This is a genomic window from Brachybacterium avium (genome assembly GCF_002216795.1).
Taxonomy (GTDB): domain Bacteria; phylum Actinomycetota; class Actinomycetes; order Actinomycetales; family Dermabacteraceae; genus Brachybacterium; species Brachybacterium avium.
In genome coordinates this window covers 1,586,198-1,600,851 of the sequence record NZ_CP022316.1, presented here as the reverse complement: position 1 = coordinate 1,600,851, position 14,654 = coordinate 1,586,198, and the positions used below count along the sequence as shown (strand labels likewise).

The following is a 14,654-nucleotide window of genomic DNA, read 5'->3' as shown; positions in this document are numbered from 1 at the left end:
GTCCAGCGGGCTGACTCACGTCCGGAAGGAACCGACGACCGACCGACAGCCCCTCCGCTCCCCTCAGACCGGTGGCTGCGCGGTGCCGACGGGGGTGGCCTCGTAGCGTCGGGCCCGGTCGCGGATGCCGGCGAAGCGGAAGGCACCCTCGGTCACCGAAGGAGCCTCCCAGTCGGTGTCGCTGGGGTGCTCGGCACCGTGCAGCTCACGGTAGGCGGGCAGTCCCAGGCGGACGCGCCCGGCGATCTGGGCCTCGGTGCTCTCGCGCCGACGCAGCTGCTGATACCCGGGCCGGACGAGGCCGGTGAAGAACTCGCCGACCGCCCCGGAGCCGTAGCTGAACAGGCCGATGCGCCTGCCGGCCAGGTCGTCGTCGTGGTCCAGGAGCGAGGCGAGACCCGCGTAGAGCGAGGCGGTGTAGGTGTTGCCGAGCTCGCGGTTGTAGGCGAAGGTCGCCTCCTGCAGCTCGTCGGTGAGGGTGGCCCCGGTGTGCTGGGCGAGCCCCGTGAGCGCCTTGCGGGCCATCTTCGTGAAGGGCTGGTGGAAGCAGAAGCGGTCGATCTGCTCGATCCCGACCCCGCCGGCCGCGGTGAAGTCGTCCCACGCCGTGGTCAGCGCGCCGAGGTAGGCGGTCAGCGACAGGCGACCGTCCACGACCGCGGTGGTGGAGTCGTTGGGGCGCCAGAAGTCGTCGACGTCGCGGGCGGCCACGCCGGAGACCGGCTCGATCTCGAGCAGGGCGGGATCAGCGGCGACCAGCATCGCCACTGCACCGGCGCCCTGGGTGGGCTCCCCGGCTGATCCCAGCTCGTAGCGGGCCACGTCGCTGGAGATCACCAGCACCCGCTCCTGCGGATTGCGGGCCACGAAGCCGAGGGCGGACTGCAGTGCGGCGGTGGCTCCGTAGCAGGCCTGCTTGAACTCGACCACCCGCATGGTGCGGGGCAGTCCCAGCAGTTCGTGCACGAACAGTCCGGCCGACTTCGACTGGTCCACCCCGGACTCGGTGGCGAACAGGAGCGTGCGGATCCCGTCGGTGCCGTGGCGCTGCAGCAGCGGCAGCGCGGCCTCGGCCCCCATGGTGACGATGTCCTCGTCGGCCGTCGGGACGCTCATGCGGTCCTGGCCGAGCCCGATGTGGTACTTCGCCGGGTCGACGCCGGCGTCCTCGGCGAGTTCGGCGAGGTCGACGACGTGGTGCGTCGTCGCCAGTGCGAGGTCATGGATGCCGATCGACGTCATGCGTCACCCCTTGCGGCTCGTCGTTCCAGGGCGACGTGCGCCGCCATCAGCTCTCCGGGATTGGTCTGCGCCGCGAGCAGTGACAGCTCCCCGCACAGGACGGTCGCGGCGGTGATCGCCGCGAGCCGGTTCGCATTCCCGCCCTCGGCGCGCTCCTCGCGGCAGCCCAGGCGCTCCAGCGCCTCCTCCACCTCGGGGAGGTCCTTCCCGTTGCCCACGGTGCCCACGATCAGATGGGGCAGCGAGCAGGAGAAGTACAGCCCCTCCGCGCGCTCCTCGGCGAAGGTGATGCCCTGGGAGCCCTCGACGATGTTCGCCGCATCCTGGCCGGTGGCCAGGTAGATCCCCAGCAGCATGTTCGCGTAGTGGGCGTTGGCGGAGCGCAGCGAGCCGGCGACGGTCCCGCCCACCAGGTTCTTGCGCACCACCAGGTCGACCATGCGCTTCGCGCTCGTGCGCAGGGTCGTCTCGAGCACCTCGTGGGGGATGAGGATGTCGGCGACGACGCGGCGGCCCCGGCCCAGATCGCCGTTGACGGCGCTGGGCTTCTTGTCGGTGCAGCAGTTGCCCGAGATCGAGCCGTACTCGAGCCCCAGGTCCCAGGACAGCACGGTCTCCATCAGCGCCTCGGCCGCCTTGGTGACCATGTTGTGGCCCGAGGCGTCGCCGGTGGTCAGGGCGAAGCGCACGAACAGCAGATTCCCGACGATCTCGGAGTGCAGGTCGATCAGCCGGGCGAAGCGACTGGTCGCCTCCACGGTCGCCTGCAGGTCGTGCAGCCGTGCGTGCAGGACCTGGTCGGCGGCGTGCGCGCCGGCGGCATCCGCGGCGACGAACAGGCTCGAGCGCGCCATCCGGGCGTCGAGGAGGGTGGCGGTGATGCCGCCCTCGACCAGGCGGGAGACCTTGGCGCCGCGGCCGACGGAGGGCCACAGCGGACTCTCGTAGGTGGCCAGCGGCACCTCGACCTCGCCGGTGGCGGCGTTGCCGGACAGGCGGATCGGGCCCACCCACTGGGTGGGCACCGGCGTGGAGTGCGGGGCGGGGCGTGCGCTCATGTGGTGGTCCTGGATCGCGGCGGGGTCGCCGTGGTGGGGAGGGGGTCGGGGGCGGGACTGAGGTCACCGCGGCGGGCGAAGGAGGTGGGATCGAGCCCGCTGAGTTCGCAGAACTCGCGCACCCGGCCCCGCAGCAGCAGGTCGGTGCGGCTCAGCGCGGCGGGCGAGTCGGCGCCGAACAGGGCCAGCAGCTCGGTGAGCTGGGACAGCCACCCCCGGATCACGGTGGTGGCATGTTCGGGATCGCCGTCGTAGGCGGCCCGGAGGAAGACACCGGCCACGCCCGCGGCCCGCGCGCCGAGGGCCAGGGACTTCACCACGTCCAGCGGGGTGCGGACCCCGCCGCTGGCCAGCAGCAGCGGTGCGGGGTCGGGGGCGTCCAGCAGGCTGCACACGGCGGACTGGCCGTGCCCGGCCAGGAAGGAGTAGTCCTCGCCGGGACGGCGCGCGTTCTCGATCCGCGCGAAATCGGTGCCGCCGACGCCGCTGACGTCGGCGATCTGCACGCCCATGTCGTGCAGGCGGCTCAGGGTGCGGCGGCTGAGGCCGAAGCCGACTTCCTTGACCAGCACCGGGACCGGGGACGCGGCGACCACCTCCTCGAGCGCGTGCGGCCAGCGGGAGAAGTCGCGGGTGCCCTCGGGCATCACCGTCTCCTGGACGGAGTTGAGGTGGATCTGCAGGGCGTCGGCCCCGAGCAGCTCCACGGCGCGCCGTGCCTCGTCGCCGCTGCGGCCGATGCCGAGATTGGCCATCACGAAGCCGTCGGGGTTCTCCTCGCGGATCACCCGGAAGCCGGGTGCTGCCGAGGGATCGTCCAGGGCGATGCTCACGGAGCCCGACGCCATCGCGATGCCGGTCTCGCGGGCCGCGATCGCCAGCGCCCGGTTCACGCGGGCGGTCCGCTCGGTGCCACCGGTCATGCCGTTGATATAGAGCGGGGCGCTCCAGGCGTGTCCGAGGACCTCCACGTCCAGGTGCACCCGATCGGCGTCGAGGCCCGCGAGCGCGTGATGGACGAGCTGCACCTCGTCGAAGTCGTTGCGGACGGGCGGGGCCGTCTGCTGCTCCTGGGCGAGGCGCAGATGATCATCCTTGCGCTGCCCGCTGGGGCTCATCGGCTCGCTCATCGCCGCACCTCCTCGCCTGCTCGGAGACCGGCGGCCTCGTCGAGCTCCGCGGTCGCGTCCTCGGGATCCTGCACCGACATGTCCAGCCGGCGGATGCCGTGGCTCTCCCAGGCCGACAGCAGCGCCCCCAGCGGGGCGTCGGCGGGAGCCAGCACGATGCCGCAGTCGCCGCCGCCGGCCCCGGAGGGCTTGCCGGCGGTGCTGTGCTGCTCGGCGAGGTCGCACAGCAGGCGCAGCTCGTCCGTCTCGATGCGGATCCCGCGGGTCTCGCCGAGGTGCTGCAGCAGCCGGCGGGCGCGGGAGATCACCTCGAGGGCGCGGGGCCCGTCGTCGGCCCGCAGGCTCTCGACCAGGGCGTCGACGCACTCCCGGCTCTCCTCGATGAAGCTCTCGTAGGGGCTGGCGGAGCGCCCTTTGGAAGGCCGGACCCCGCCCACCAGACGCTCGGTGGAGGCGGGGGAGCCGGTCCAGCCCACCAGCAGCTCGAGCGAGGAGGGATCGGGCAGGCGGTCCACTCGGTGCGGGGACCAGCCGGGGGAGGTCAGGGCCCTCGTCACGCCGTGGCGCTCGAGGCTGTCGCGCAGCGTGACCCGGTCGGGCGCGGTGTAGCGGATCCAGCCGCCGAAGGTGGAGGCGGCCACGTCCCCGCCGGAGGCGTCGGGGGCGACCATGATCGTGGACAGCAGGGCGAGGCGGAACCGCTCGCTCTGCGTCAGCCCCATGTCGTAGAACCGGTCGAGGGCGGAGACCACGGCGACGGTCACCGCGGCCGAGGAGCCCAGGCCGAACTTGCGGCCCGAGGAGTCGTCGAGGTCGGACTCGATGTGCAGGTCGAAGTAGTGGCCGGGCAGGCCCCGCTCATCGCGCAGGCGCTCCATCAGCGTCATCGCGCTGACCACATAGTCGTAGGGATGGCGCTCGAGCACGATGCTCACCGGGTTCGTCGAACCCTCCGCGCGGGTCCAGACCACCGGGGCCAGCCCGTACTCGCGCGAGTGCACCCGACCCGCATCGTCGCTGGGGGTGAGACGGACGGTGAGGAAGCGGTCGACGGCGATGAGCACGGCCGGCTCCCCGGGCTCGACGACGGCGTACTCCCCGGCGATGAAGAGCTTGCCCGGCGCGCGGGTGACGATCATGCGCAGTCCTCCTCGGGGATCAGTCGGGCCCCGGGCCCGGCGCCGACGACGCGCACGGCGCCGAGGCCGCCGAGCCGCTCCGCGACGGCCGCGGAATCCGCGGGCCGGGAGATCACCACGACGTTGGGTCCGGCATCGGCGGTCGCGAAGGCCTCGATGCCGTCGGCGCGCAGCTGCTCGACCGCATCGAACACGGCGACGGAGCCGGCGCGCAGGTAGCGGATCGGCGGCTCGCAGGCCTCGATCGCGGCATGCATGCGCAGGGCGTTGAGCTCGGTGATCTCGCCGACGCGGGTGAAGTCGCCGGCGCGGCAGGCCGCGGTCATCTCGCGCAGGCTGTGCGCAGTGGAGTCGACCCAGCCCGCGTAGTAGGGGGATGTGGCCGCGGTGCGGCGCATCGCCTCGCGGCTGGAGACGGCCTTCTCCGCAGCATCGATCGTCACGATGATCATGTGCATCGCCGGGCCGTCGATCGGCTCGGCGAAGGAGGAGGCGTCGTCATCCCCGGCGTGCCAGATCGACAGCCCGTCCACCAGGGAGCGGGTCGCCGAGCCGGAGCCGCGGCGCGCGAGGCGGCTGAGCTCCGCGCGGTCGAGGTCGAGCCCGTAGGCGGTGGCGGCGGCGACCGCGAGGGCGGCGAAGCCCGAGGCGGAGGAGGCCAGCCCCGCGCCGGTGGGTGCCTCGTTGCGGGAGCGGACGACGGCGGGGGAGGAGGAGCCGGCGCGCGAACGGACCAGATCCAGGAAACGCGTGACGCGCTCGGACTGCGCGGGGGAGGCCTCGGCGCCGTTCAGGCTGAAGAGGTCCCCGGCGGCCGACGGATCGAGCGAGACCGTCGTGGTGGTCGCGAAGCCGTCGAGGGTGAGCGAGAGGCTGCCGGCGGCGGGCAGGATGAGCTCCTCGTCGCGCTTGCCCCAGTACTTCACGAGCGCGATGTTGGGATGCGCGCGCGCAGTCGCTGTCCTCATGCCGTCCCTCCGATGATCGTCGTCCATACCTGCGCCGCTCCGGCCTCCTCGAGCTCGCGCGCGAGCGGCCCGGCCTCGGCGACGGACGGGGCGAGGGCGATGATGCACCCGCCCTGACCGCCGCCGGTGAGCTTGGCACCGGGGGAGCCGGCGGCATGTGCCGCCTGCACCAGGGTATCCAGTTCAGGGCTGCTCACGCCGAGCCCGACGAGCAGTTCATGGGCCGCGCGCAGTCGGAGGCCCAGCTCCGCGTGGTCCCCGGTGGCCAGATCCGTGACGCATCCGTCGGCCAGGTCCCCCAGACGCGCGATCGCGGAGTCGGTCGCGGCGGGCTCCCGCTCGCGCAGCGAGCGCACCGAGGCGATGGCCGCGGCGGTCGCACCGGGCCGGCCGGTGTCCGCGATCACGAGCGCGAAAGGTGTCGCGACGGGCAGGGGCTGCAGGGTGCCCCTCTCGAAGCGGATCGGCGTCTCGGCCACCACCGTGCGGGCGTCGATCCCGCTGGGGGTGACGTGGGCGGCCCGCTCGGCCTCCTGGATGAGCTCGTGCTCCGCGGACACATCGAGCACGGCGCCCGCGGCGTCGGCCACCGCGCGCACGATCGCGGCGGCGATCGCGGCACTGGATCCCATCCCTCGTGCGATGGGCAGCGCGGACTCGACGGCGAGCTCGAGACCCTCGGTGCCGAGGCCGACGTGGGCCGCGGCGGCGCGCCAGGCCGCATGCACGGGGGCGAGACGGGAGGGCGCGGCCGAGGAGGGTCCCTCGTAGAGGGCGCAGGAGATCAGCGAGCTGATCGCCGGGCGCAGCGTCGCCGTCGTCGTGAGGCTGCTGACCGGCACCGCGACGGCGGGCGCGCCGTAGACCACCGCATGCTCCCCCAGCAGGATCGCCTTCGCGTGAGCGCGCCCCGTGCCGAGAACGGCAGGGACGTGCATCGAGGCGGGGGTATGTGTGGTCAAGAGCCCTCGTGAACCTGTCTCGGGAGTGCGTCACGTGCAGAACGTCGGCGTCCATGCTCTCAACGCCATGGCCAGCATGGAGCATGAATGTGCGCGACGCGATGTCTCCTGGGCGATTCTCACGGGACCCTCACGAAACGTGCATGGGAGTGACCGTGCCGGAGACCGCGGGGAGCGCCTGATGGCCCCGGTCTGGTCCCCACGCTCCGGCGGCGCTCTACCATTCAGCCATGGGAACCCTGCAGAGCGCTCGTGACGGCGCGGAGAACGTCGAGGACGCGGCCGAGGACGTCGCCGAGCATCCGGCCTTCCAGGCCGTCGCTCGTGCCGGCTTCGTGATGAGCGGTCTGGTGCACGTGCTGATCGGGGTGATCACGCTGCGCATGGCGTTCGGCGGCTCTTCGCAGGAGGCCGACCAGTCCGGTGCCCTGCAGGCGGTCGCCTCCGCGCCGGGCGGGAACATCGTGCTGTGGATCGGCGGGGTCGCGATGGCGGCACTGGCGATCTGGCACCTGGCCGAGGCCTGGTTCGGAGCCCGCTGGAAGCGAGGCGCCATGAAGCGGATCCGCTATGTCATCGCGACCCTCGGCAAGGCCGTGGTCTACGGGGTGCTCGCGGTGACCGCCCTGCGCTTCGCCGCCGGTTCCGGCACCGACTCCGGCGAGCAGACCTCCCAGCTCACCGCAGGGCTGATGGACAGCGTGGCCGGCCGGATCGCGGTGCTGGTGGTGGCTGCGGTGGTCTTCGGCATCGGCTGCTTCCACGTGTACACGGGAGCCGGCCGTGGCTTCGAGGATCGCCTGCGCGTGCCCGAGGGGCAGCAGATCGCGCGCGCGATCGTCGTCACCGGGGTGCTGGGCTTTATCGCCAAGGGCATCGCGCTCGTGGGGGTGGGCATGATGTTCGGCTGGGCCGCTCTCGGGGCGGATCCGGAGAAGGCGACCGGGCTCGACGGCGCCCTGCAGGCGATGGCGGCGCTGCCCGCGGGCGGGGTCGCGCTCGCCGTGGTCGGTGCCGGCCTCATCCTCTACGGCCTCTTCGCGGTGCTGCGTTCGCGCTACGCGCCGGTCATGTGAGCGGCGCGGCGCGACACCGTCGCTCCCGTGCTCCCCGGCCCGGTGCCGCGGCGCTCGTGGCCTGCGGCAGCTGAATCGGCCGCACCGGACCTTCAGGACCCCAGCAGTCGGTCGACGTAGGCGTTGGTGAAGACACGCTCCGGATCGAGCCGCTCGCGCAGGGCGAGGAAGTCGTCGAGCCGGGGGTACTGGGCACGCACCTGCTCGGGCGCGGTGGCGAAGACCTTGCCCCAGTGCGGGCGGGGCGCGAAGGGGGCCAGCCGCTCCTCGATCTCGGGCAGCAGCGTCGCGACCTGCTCGGGCAGTTGCTTCCAGGTGAAGTGCACGCAGGCGCTGTCGCGCCGGTGCGCGGGGAGAGCCACAGCTCGTCGGCCGCGACGGTGCGCACCTCCGAGGCATGCAGCAGCGGGCGGATCCTCTCCCCGAGCGGCATCACCGCGGCGAGAGCCAGTGCGATGTCCTCGCGGGCCACGAAGTACTCCGACTGGATCTCCTCGCCGCTGCTCGGGGTGAACTCGAGCCGGAAGTGCGGCAGACGCTCATGCGCAGGACCGGGATCGCCGCTCTGGTCGGTGCAGAAATCCGGCGGCATCCCGGGCAGGGGATGCACCGGACCCTCCGCCCGGTGCCCGCCCAGCCAGACCTCGGGCAGCTCCTCGTCGACGCCCACCACTTGCTTCACCCAGGCCTGGGCGATGCGTCCGTCCCAGTGGTGGAACAGGCTCACGCTGGAGCCGCCGGCGAGCATCGTCAGCAGATCCGTCTCGCCCATGCGCTCGGCCGGGAAGTCCAGGTGGACGCTCTGCCGCATCGGCGCGGCGGGGACCAGGTCGAGCGTCAGATGGGTGACCACCCCGAGGGTGCCCAGGGCCAGCACCGCGCCGTCGAAGATCTCCGGGTCCCCCTCGCGGGAGAGCGTGAGCTGGTCCCCGTCGGCGGTGACCAGCTCGATCGCTCGCACCGCGGAGGACAGCGAGCGCCGGCGATCACCGGAGCCATGGGTGCCGGTGGCGCTGGCCCCGGCCACCGAGATGTGCGGCAGCGAGCCCATGTTCGACAGTGCGAGGCCGCGGGCATGCGCGGCCAGGGCCAGCTCGCCGTAGCGGATCCCCGCGGCGACCCGCACCGTGCGGGAGGCGGTGTCGATCTCGAGGTCCGCGGGCAGCTGCGCGAGGGTCACCAGGTCCGCGTCGCTCGCCGCGACCTCCGAGAAGGAGTGCCGGGTGCCGAGCGCCCGGAGCCGGGCGCTGCGCCCCACCAGCGCCCGCAGCTCCTCGACGGAGGTCGGGGCGTGCAGCGGGCCGGGCCCGTAGTCCACGGTCCCCGACCAGCTGCGGCCGGGGGCCTCGAGGGAATGGTCGGGGGAGGTCTCGGTGGGCTTCATGGCTCCAGCTCCTCAAGGCGGTCAGGGCGCGTGGCGGGGGAGGCGGCGGACGAGGAATGTCCCGGGGCGACCGATGCGGGGCGCCGGATGAGTCGCCCCGGGACATTTCCTGTCGAGTGAGCTCAGGAGCTCAGGAGCTCAGGGTGTCGGGGAGCTCAGGAGCTCAGGGCGCCTGGGCTCAGAAACCCTGGGCGAGGCGGTGGAAGACCTGGTTGGTGCGCAGGTCCTGGGTGAAGGAGCGCACCGTGGTGTCCTGGTCGATGACCGCGAGCTCGAGATCGCCGATGGTCGCCAGGTCCTCCCAGACCTCCAGGCCCACGGCGGTGGTCATCACCGTGTGATGGGCCGCGCCGGCGGTCAGCCAGCACTCGGCGGAGGTCGCGAAGTCCGGGGCGGGCTCCCACACGGCGCAGGCCACCGGCAGCTTCGGCAGCTCCTGCGCGGGCTCGACCACCTCGACCACGTTGGCGACCAGGCGGAAGCGCTCACGCATGTCGCTCAGGGCCACCACCACGGCGGGGCCGGCGTCGGCCGTGAACTTCAGCCGCACCGGGTCCTCGCGGTCACCGATGCCCAGCGGGTGGATCTCCAGAGAGGGCTTCGCGGTGGTCAGCGAGGGGGAGACCTCGAGCATGTGGGCGCCGAGGATCTGTTCGTGGCCGGGGGTGAGCTCGTAGGTGTAGTCCTCCATCAGGGAGGCGCCGCCGGGCAGGCCGTGGCCCATCACCGCGGCGACCCGCACCAGGATCGCGGTCTTCCAGTCGCCCTCGGCGCCGAAGCCGTAGCCGTCGGCCATCAGACGCTGCACGGCGAGGCCGGGCAGCTGGCGCAGCCCGCCGAGGTCCTCGAAGTTCGTGGTGAAGGCACCGAATCCGCCCTCCTCGAGGAAGGTGCGCAGGCCGAGCTCCTGGCGGGCTCCGTAGCGGAGCGACTGGTGGCGCTCGCCGCCCTTCCTCAGCTCGGGGACGACCTCGTACAGCTCCTCGTACTCGGCGACCAGGGCGTCGATGGCGCTGTCCTCGACGGCATCGACCACGGCGACCAGGTCGTTGACGCCCCAGGTGTTCACGGAGACGCCGAGGCGCAGCTCGGCCTCGGTCTTGTCGCCCTCGGTGACGGCGACGCCCCGCATGTTGTCGCCGAAGCGGGCCAGCTTCAGGGAATGCATCTCCGCCCAGCCGGTCGCGGCGCGGGCCCAGCGGCCGATCTTCGCCTGCACTCCGGCATCGCTCGCATGGCCCACGACGGTCTTGCGGTTCACGCCCAGGCGGGTGGCGATGTACCCGAACTCGCGGTCGCCGTGCGCGGCCTGGTTCAGGTTCATGAAGTCCATGTCGATGCTCGCCCAGGGCAGCTCGATGTTCGCCTGCGTGTGCAGGTGCAGCAATGGGGTGCGCAGCGCATCCAGGCCCTGGATCCACATCTTCGCCGGGGAGAAGGTGTGCATCCACGCGATGACGCCCACGCAGGCGGGATCGGAATTCGCGGCCAGGGCCGTCTCACGGATCGCGTCGCGGTCGGTGAGCACCGGCTTCCAGATGATCTTCACCGGGATGCCGTCGGCGCCGTCGAGGGTCTCGGCGATCATGCGGGACTGCGCGGCGACCTGGTCGAGCGTCTCGGGGCCGTACAGGCCCTGGCTGCCGGTCAGGAACCAGATCTCGCGGGCTTCGAAGGGGTTCTGCATGGGGTGTTCTCGTCCTTCGGGGGTGGGGCCGACGCGTCTGCGGGGTCGACAGGGCTGGTGGGTCGGGGGCCGGCGGGCCGGTGGATCGGTGGTGGCGGGCCCGCGTCAGCGCTGGCCGTACACGTTCTGGTAGCGGTCGTAGAGCGCATCGACCAGGTGCTGCTCGATGGGCAGCGGCTCCCCGAGCTGGCGGGAGAGGTGCACGGTGCGGGCGACCTCCTCGACCATCACCGCGGCCTTCACCGCGGCGCGGCCGTCCTTGCCGATCGTGAAGGGGCCGTGGTTCTGCATCAGCACGGCGGGGCTGCGATGCCCGGTCAGGGTCTCCACGATGCCGCGGCCGATCGAGTCGTCGCCGATGATCGCGAACGGGCCGACAGGGACCGGGCCCCCGAACTCATCGCCCATCATCGTCAGCACGCAGGGGATCTCCTCCCCGCGTGCGGCCCAGGCGGTGGCGTAGGTCGAGTGGGTGTGGACCACGCCCCCACCTCCTCCAGGTGCGCGTAGACGTAGGCGTGGGCGGCGGTGTCCGAGGAGGGGGTCAGTTCATCGGCGGTACCGTCGTTGATCTTCGCGCCGTCCAGGGTGCACACCACCATGGTCTCCGCGGAGAGCTCGTCGTAGGAGACGCCGGAGGGCTTGATGACCAGCAGGCCCGGCACCTCGGGCGCCGTGGCGGGCACCCGCTCGGAGACGTTGCCGGCGGTCCACACCACGAGCCCGTTGCGGGGCAGCTCGGCGTGCAGGGCGGCGACGCGCTGGCGGGTCGCGGCGACCGCCTCTTGGGTGGAGGGGGGCAGCTCGGACAGGACGAGGGTCATGAGGACCTCCTGGATCGGAACGGGTCGGGCGCGGCCGGCGGTCGAGACGCGCTGGGCGGGGTTCAGCAGTGCGGCGTTCAGCGGTGCGGGGTTCAGCTGGGCGGGGCCCCGGGGCGCAGGGTTCAGTCGAGCAGCTCGCCGGCCAGGCGCTCGACGGGCAGCGCAGCGCGGTAGCCGGCCAGCCATCGGGCGTGGCCCGCCGTCCCGGCCTCGTCGGGTCGGCGGGTCGAGAGCTGCTGGGCGGTGAAGATCTGCTCGGCCAGGAAGGTGTGCAGCGAGGTGGCGGGGTCGCCGGTGGGACGGTGGACGTGCGCGGTGAACGCCGCCAGCAGGGCCATGCCCCAGGCCCCGCCCTCGCCGGCGGAGTCCCCGACGGCGACCGGGGTGGCGAGCGCATCGGCCAGCACCTGCTGGGCGACGCCCGCGGTGCGGAAGATCCCGCCATGGGCATACATGACGTCCAGCTGCACGTCCTCGTCCTGTCGCAGCGTCTCCATCCCCACGGCGAGCGCCCCGAAGGCACCGTAGAGCTGGGCACGCATGAAGTTCTCCAGCGTGAAGCGGGACTCCTGCTCCCGCACCAGCAGCGGGCGGCCCGAGGGCACAGCGGTCTGGTGCTCGCCGGAGAGGTAGTTGAAGCTCAGCACGCCGCCGGCATCCGCCTCGCCCTCGGCCCCCGCGCCGAACAGCAGGCTGTACAGCTCCTCGGGCTCCAGCGGGCTGCCCAGCAGCTCGGCGAAGCGGCCGAACAGACCCAGCCAGGCGTCGAGGTCCCCGGCGCAGTTGTTGGTGTGGATCATCGCCACCGGATCGCCCGAGGGCGTGGTGACCATGTCGATCTCCTCGCGCGGGCCGGACAGCGGCGCCTCGAGCACCACCATCGCGAAGGCGCTGGTGCCGGCGGAGACGTTGCCGGTGCGGGGCGCGATGGCCTGGGTGGCGACCATGCCGGTGCCCGCGTCGCCCTCCGGGGCGGCGGTGATCGCCCCTGGCTGCAGTGCTCCGGAGGGGTCCAGCAGGGCTGCCCCCTCGGTCGTGAGAGTGCCGGCATCCTGCCCGGCGACCAGCACCTCGGGCAGTACGTCGACGAGCGACCAGGGCAGAGCGGCCACCCCCTCGAGCGCCCCGAAGCGCTCCAGCAGCTCCGGGTCGTAGCCGTCGCCGGAGGCGGAGATCGGGAACATGCCGCTGGCATCGCCCACCCCGAGCACGGAGCGCCCGGTGAGCTCGCGGTGCACATAGCCGGAGAGCGTGGTGAGGTGGGCGAGGTCCTGCACATGCTCCTCGCCCCCGCGAAGGGCGTGCAGCAGGTGCGCGACGCTCCAGCGCAGCGGGATGTTCACGCCCAGCGCCTCGCTGAGCTCAGCGGCGGCCTCGGTGGTGTAGGTGTTGCGCCAGGTGCGGAAGGGCGTCAGCTGCGTCCCCTCGGCGTCGAAGGCGAGGTAGCCGTGCATCATCGCGGAGATCCCCAGGCTCGCCAGTCGCGTGAGCTCGACCCCGTGGCGCTCCCGCACATCGCGCATCAGAGCGGCGTAGCAGCCCTGGATGCCGGTGCGGATCTCGTCGAGGGAGTAGGTCCAGCTGTCGTCGACCAGCTGGTTCTCCCAGGCGTGCGAACCGGTGGCGAGCACCGTGCCGAGATCATCGATCAGGGCGGCCTTGATGCGGGTCGATCCGAGCTCGAGCCCCAGGTGGGCGCGGCCCTCGGCGAGCAGGGAGGCCGTCTCGGAGCGGCCTGCGGAGGTCACGGCGGCGTGCGTCATGACACCACTGAATCACCCGCCCCCAGGAATGTCAACGTTCACATTTGGGTGTGAGGTGGCGCTTGCTGCCGTGCTCGCGGTGGCGCAGGACGCTGAGCCGGCTGCGCGGCCCGCGGCTGCGCATGCTCCGAGCCGGAGGTGTGCGGGGCGCTCGTCAGTGCGTGCGCTCGGGGCGGGTGGAGCGGCGCACCACCAGTCGCGGCTCCAGTGCGCGCGGCGCCTCCACCGACGAGGAGGCCCCGTCCAGCAGGGACACCAGGTGGCGCAGCGCTTCCCGCCCCACCTCGGCGAAGGGCTGCGCCACCGTGGTCAGCGAGGGGATCAGGAACTCGGCCCCCAGGGTGTTGTCGAAGCCCACCACGGCGACGTCCTCGGGGACCCGCAGCCCGTGCTGGTGCAGGGCATGCAGGGCCCCGATGGCGATCATGTCGTTCGCGGCGAAGAGCGCATCGGGCAGGCCGGAGGCGATCAGGCCCGTCGTGAGCTCATAGCCGGCGCGCGGGGTCCATTCGCCGGGGCCCACGACCTCCCCGTCGAGGCCGAACTCCTCGAGCGCCGCAGTGAAGCCGCCGCGCCGGGCCCGGGCGTCGAACCAGTCCGTCGGCCCGGCGAGATGGGCGATCGAACCGGCGCCGGTGCGCTGCAGGTGCTCGACCACGGCCCGTGCCCCGTGGGCCTGATCGATGCCGACCACCTCGACCCCGGCCTCGCGGGCCGGCTGCGCGGAGACCACGACCACCGGAGCGGTGCCCGCCACCGCGGAGACCGCGGGAGTCATCCCCTCGTGCGCGGCGATCACCAGGATCCCCTCGACCCCGGATCCCAGCAGCTCCGCCCCCACCTGGCGGGCGCCGTGCGGATCCGAGGTCATCGAGGTCAGCACCACCGAGTAGCCGGCCTCCCGGGCGGCGGTCTCGACGGCGGTGGTGGTCTCGGCCGGGCCGAACAGCGAGAGGTTGTCGGTGAGCACGCCGATCAGCGAGGAGCGGGCGGTCTTCAGCGCGCGCGCCGCCCGATTGCGGGTGTAGCCGAGCTCCGAGATCGCCTCGAGCACGCGATCGCGGGTGCTGGGGCGGACGATCTCCGGCTCGTTGAGCACCCGGGAGACGGTCTGGTAGGAGACGCCGGCGCGAGAGGCGACATCGCCCATCGAGGGGCGGCGCAGGGAGGGGTTCATGCCTGTCGTCTCCTGTCGGGGCGGGCCGCAGCCGGTCGGGCGGTGCTCGTGAAAGCTGCAGGGTGGGGCGCAGATCCTGGTGGGGGACGGCCCCGTTGCCGAGTTGTGACCCGCCCAGGGTGGAACATTATTGACATCTGCGCCAATGTGAACGTTACCATTCGAGCAGTCCCCGCCGTCCCCGGCGGTGCCGCGCCACCGCTGGCGTGCGGACCACCCTGACGGACCCGCCCGGGTCCCGCAG

The 14,654-nt window shown here is 72.6% G+C and carries 11 protein-coding genes and 1 pseudogene; 1 reads left to right on the top strand and 11 read right to left on the bottom strand.

Going from position 1 to position 14,654, the window contains the following annotated elements:
* Nucleotides 1-63 precede the first annotated feature (63 nt).
* The 6 genes from CFK39_RS07225 to mvk are packed head-to-tail and all read right to left on the bottom strand — an operon-like array spanning nt 64 to nt 6,499.
* On the bottom strand, nt 64-1,242 hold the full coding sequence (locus CFK39_RS07225; protein WP_089064902.1) for a hydroxymethylglutaryl-CoA synthase: 1,179 nt from the start codon (nt 1,240-1,242) through the stop codon (nt 64-66).
* Nucleotides 1,239-2,300, bottom strand: a complete 1,062-nt coding sequence (locus CFK39_RS07220) for a hydroxymethylglutaryl-CoA reductase (RefSeq protein ID WP_089064901.1) — start codon at nt 2,298-2,300, stop codon at nt 1,239-1,241. Before CFK39_RS07220 ends, CFK39_RS07225 begins: the two co-directional genes overlap by 4 nt.
* On the bottom strand, nt 2,297-3,430 hold the full coding sequence (gene fni / locus CFK39_RS07215; RefSeq protein WP_089064900.1) for a type 2 isopentenyl-diphosphate Delta-isomerase: 1,134 nt from the start codon (nt 3,428-3,430) through the stop codon (nt 2,297-2,299). The genes CFK39_RS07220 and fni overlap by 4 nt, the downstream gene beginning before the upstream one ends.
* On the bottom strand, nt 3,427-4,569 hold the full coding sequence (locus CFK39_RS07210; protein ID WP_089064899.1) for a phosphomevalonate kinase: 1,143 nt from the start codon (nt 4,567-4,569) through the stop codon (nt 3,427-3,429). Before CFK39_RS07210 ends, fni begins: the two co-directional genes overlap by 4 nt.
* A complete protein-coding gene (gene mvaD / locus CFK39_RS07205; RefSeq protein WP_089066327.1) occupies nt 4,566-5,537 on the bottom strand; it encodes a diphosphomevalonate decarboxylase in 972 nt (323 codons plus the stop codon). Before mvaD ends, CFK39_RS07210 begins: the two co-directional genes overlap by 4 nt.
* Nucleotides 5,534-6,499, bottom strand: coding sequence for a mevalonate kinase (gene mvk, locus CFK39_RS07200; RefSeq protein ID WP_218192274.1), 966 nt, complete (start codon nt 6,497-6,499; stop codon nt 5,534-5,536). Before mvk ends, mvaD begins: the two co-directional genes overlap by 4 nt.
* Before the next feature lie 230 nt (nt 6,500-6,729).
* On the opposite strand from mvk, the gene CFK39_RS07195 reads away from it, so the two are divergent.
* A complete protein-coding gene (locus CFK39_RS07195) occupies nt 6,730-7,575 on the top strand; it encodes a DUF1206 domain-containing protein (protein ID WP_089064897.1) in 846 nt (281 codons plus the stop codon).
* On the opposite strand, the gene CFK39_RS17570 is transcribed toward CFK39_RS07195, so the two are convergent.
* From CFK39_RS17570 to CFK39_RS07170, 5 genes and pseudogenes are all read right to left on the bottom strand, one after another.
* Complete coding sequence (locus CFK39_RS17570) at nt 7,568-8,959, bottom strand: FAD-binding protein (RefSeq protein ID WP_476727192.1); 1,392 nt, start codon at nt 8,957-8,959, stop codon at nt 7,568-7,570. The two genes, CFK39_RS07195 and CFK39_RS17570, sit on opposite strands and share 8 nt — an antisense overlap.
* Nucleotides 8,960-9,137: 178 nt before the next feature.
* Entirely contained in the window at nt 9,138-10,646 is a 1,509-nt protein-coding gene (araA, locus tag CFK39_RS07185) for an L-arabinose isomerase (RefSeq protein WP_089064896.1), read from the bottom strand.
* Nucleotides 10,647-10,751: 105 nt separating this feature from the next.
* Nucleotides 10,752-11,470, bottom strand: a pseudogene (locus CFK39_RS07180) (L-ribulose-5-phosphate 4-epimerase).
* 122 nt (nt 11,471-11,592) lie between these two features.
* Nucleotides 11,593-13,233 carry a xylulokinase gene (locus CFK39_RS07175; protein ID WP_089064895.1) on the bottom strand — a complete coding sequence of 547 codons (1,641 nt, stop codon included), beginning with the start codon at nt 13,231-13,233 and terminating at the stop codon, nt 11,593-11,595.
* A 154-nt stretch (nt 13,234-13,387) separates the two neighbouring features.
* A complete protein-coding gene (locus CFK39_RS07170) occupies nt 13,388-14,410 on the bottom strand; it encodes a LacI family DNA-binding transcriptional regulator (protein WP_089064894.1) in 1,023 nt (340 codons plus the stop codon).
* Nucleotides 14,411-14,654: the final 244 nt, after the last annotated feature.

Excerpts from the sequence above, each read along its gene's own strand:
- CFK39_RS17570 (WP_476727192.1), bottom strand. The coding sequence starts at position 8,959 with ATGAAGCCCACCGAGACCTCCCCCGACCATTCCCTCGAGGCCCCCGGC.
- mvaD (WP_089066327.1), bottom strand. The coding sequence starts at position 5,537 with ATGAGGACAGCGACTGCGCGCGCGCATCCCAACATCGCGCTCGTGAAG.
- araA (WP_089064896.1), bottom strand. The coding sequence starts at position 10,646 with ATGCAGAACCCCTTCGAAGCCCGCGAGATCTGGTTCCTGACCGGCAGC.
- CFK39_RS07170 (WP_089064894.1), bottom strand. The coding sequence starts at position 14,410 with ATGAACCCCTCCCTGCGCCGCCCCTCGATGGGCGATGTCGCCTCTCGC.
- CFK39_RS07210 (WP_089064899.1), bottom strand. The coding sequence starts at position 4,569 with ATGATCGTCACCCGCGCGCCGGGCAAGCTCTTCATCGCCGGGGAGTAC.
- fni (WP_089064900.1), bottom strand. The coding sequence starts at position 3,430 with ATGAGCGAGCCGATGAGCCCCAGCGGGCAGCGCAAGGATGATCATCTG.
- CFK39_RS07175 (WP_089064895.1), bottom strand. The coding sequence starts at position 13,233 with ATGACGCACGCCGCCGTGACCTCCGCAGGCCGCTCCGAGACGGCCTCC.
- CFK39_RS07225 (WP_089064902.1), bottom strand. The coding sequence starts at position 1,242 with ATGACGTCGATCGGCATCCATGACCTCGCACTGGCGACGACGCACCAC.
- CFK39_RS07195 (WP_089064897.1), top strand. The coding sequence starts at position 6,730 with ATGGGAACCCTGCAGAGCGCTCGTGACGGCGCGGAGAACGTCGAGGAC.
- CFK39_RS07220 (WP_089064901.1), bottom strand. The coding sequence starts at position 2,300 with ATGAGCGCACGCCCCGCCCCGCACTCCACGCCGGTGCCCACCCAGTGG.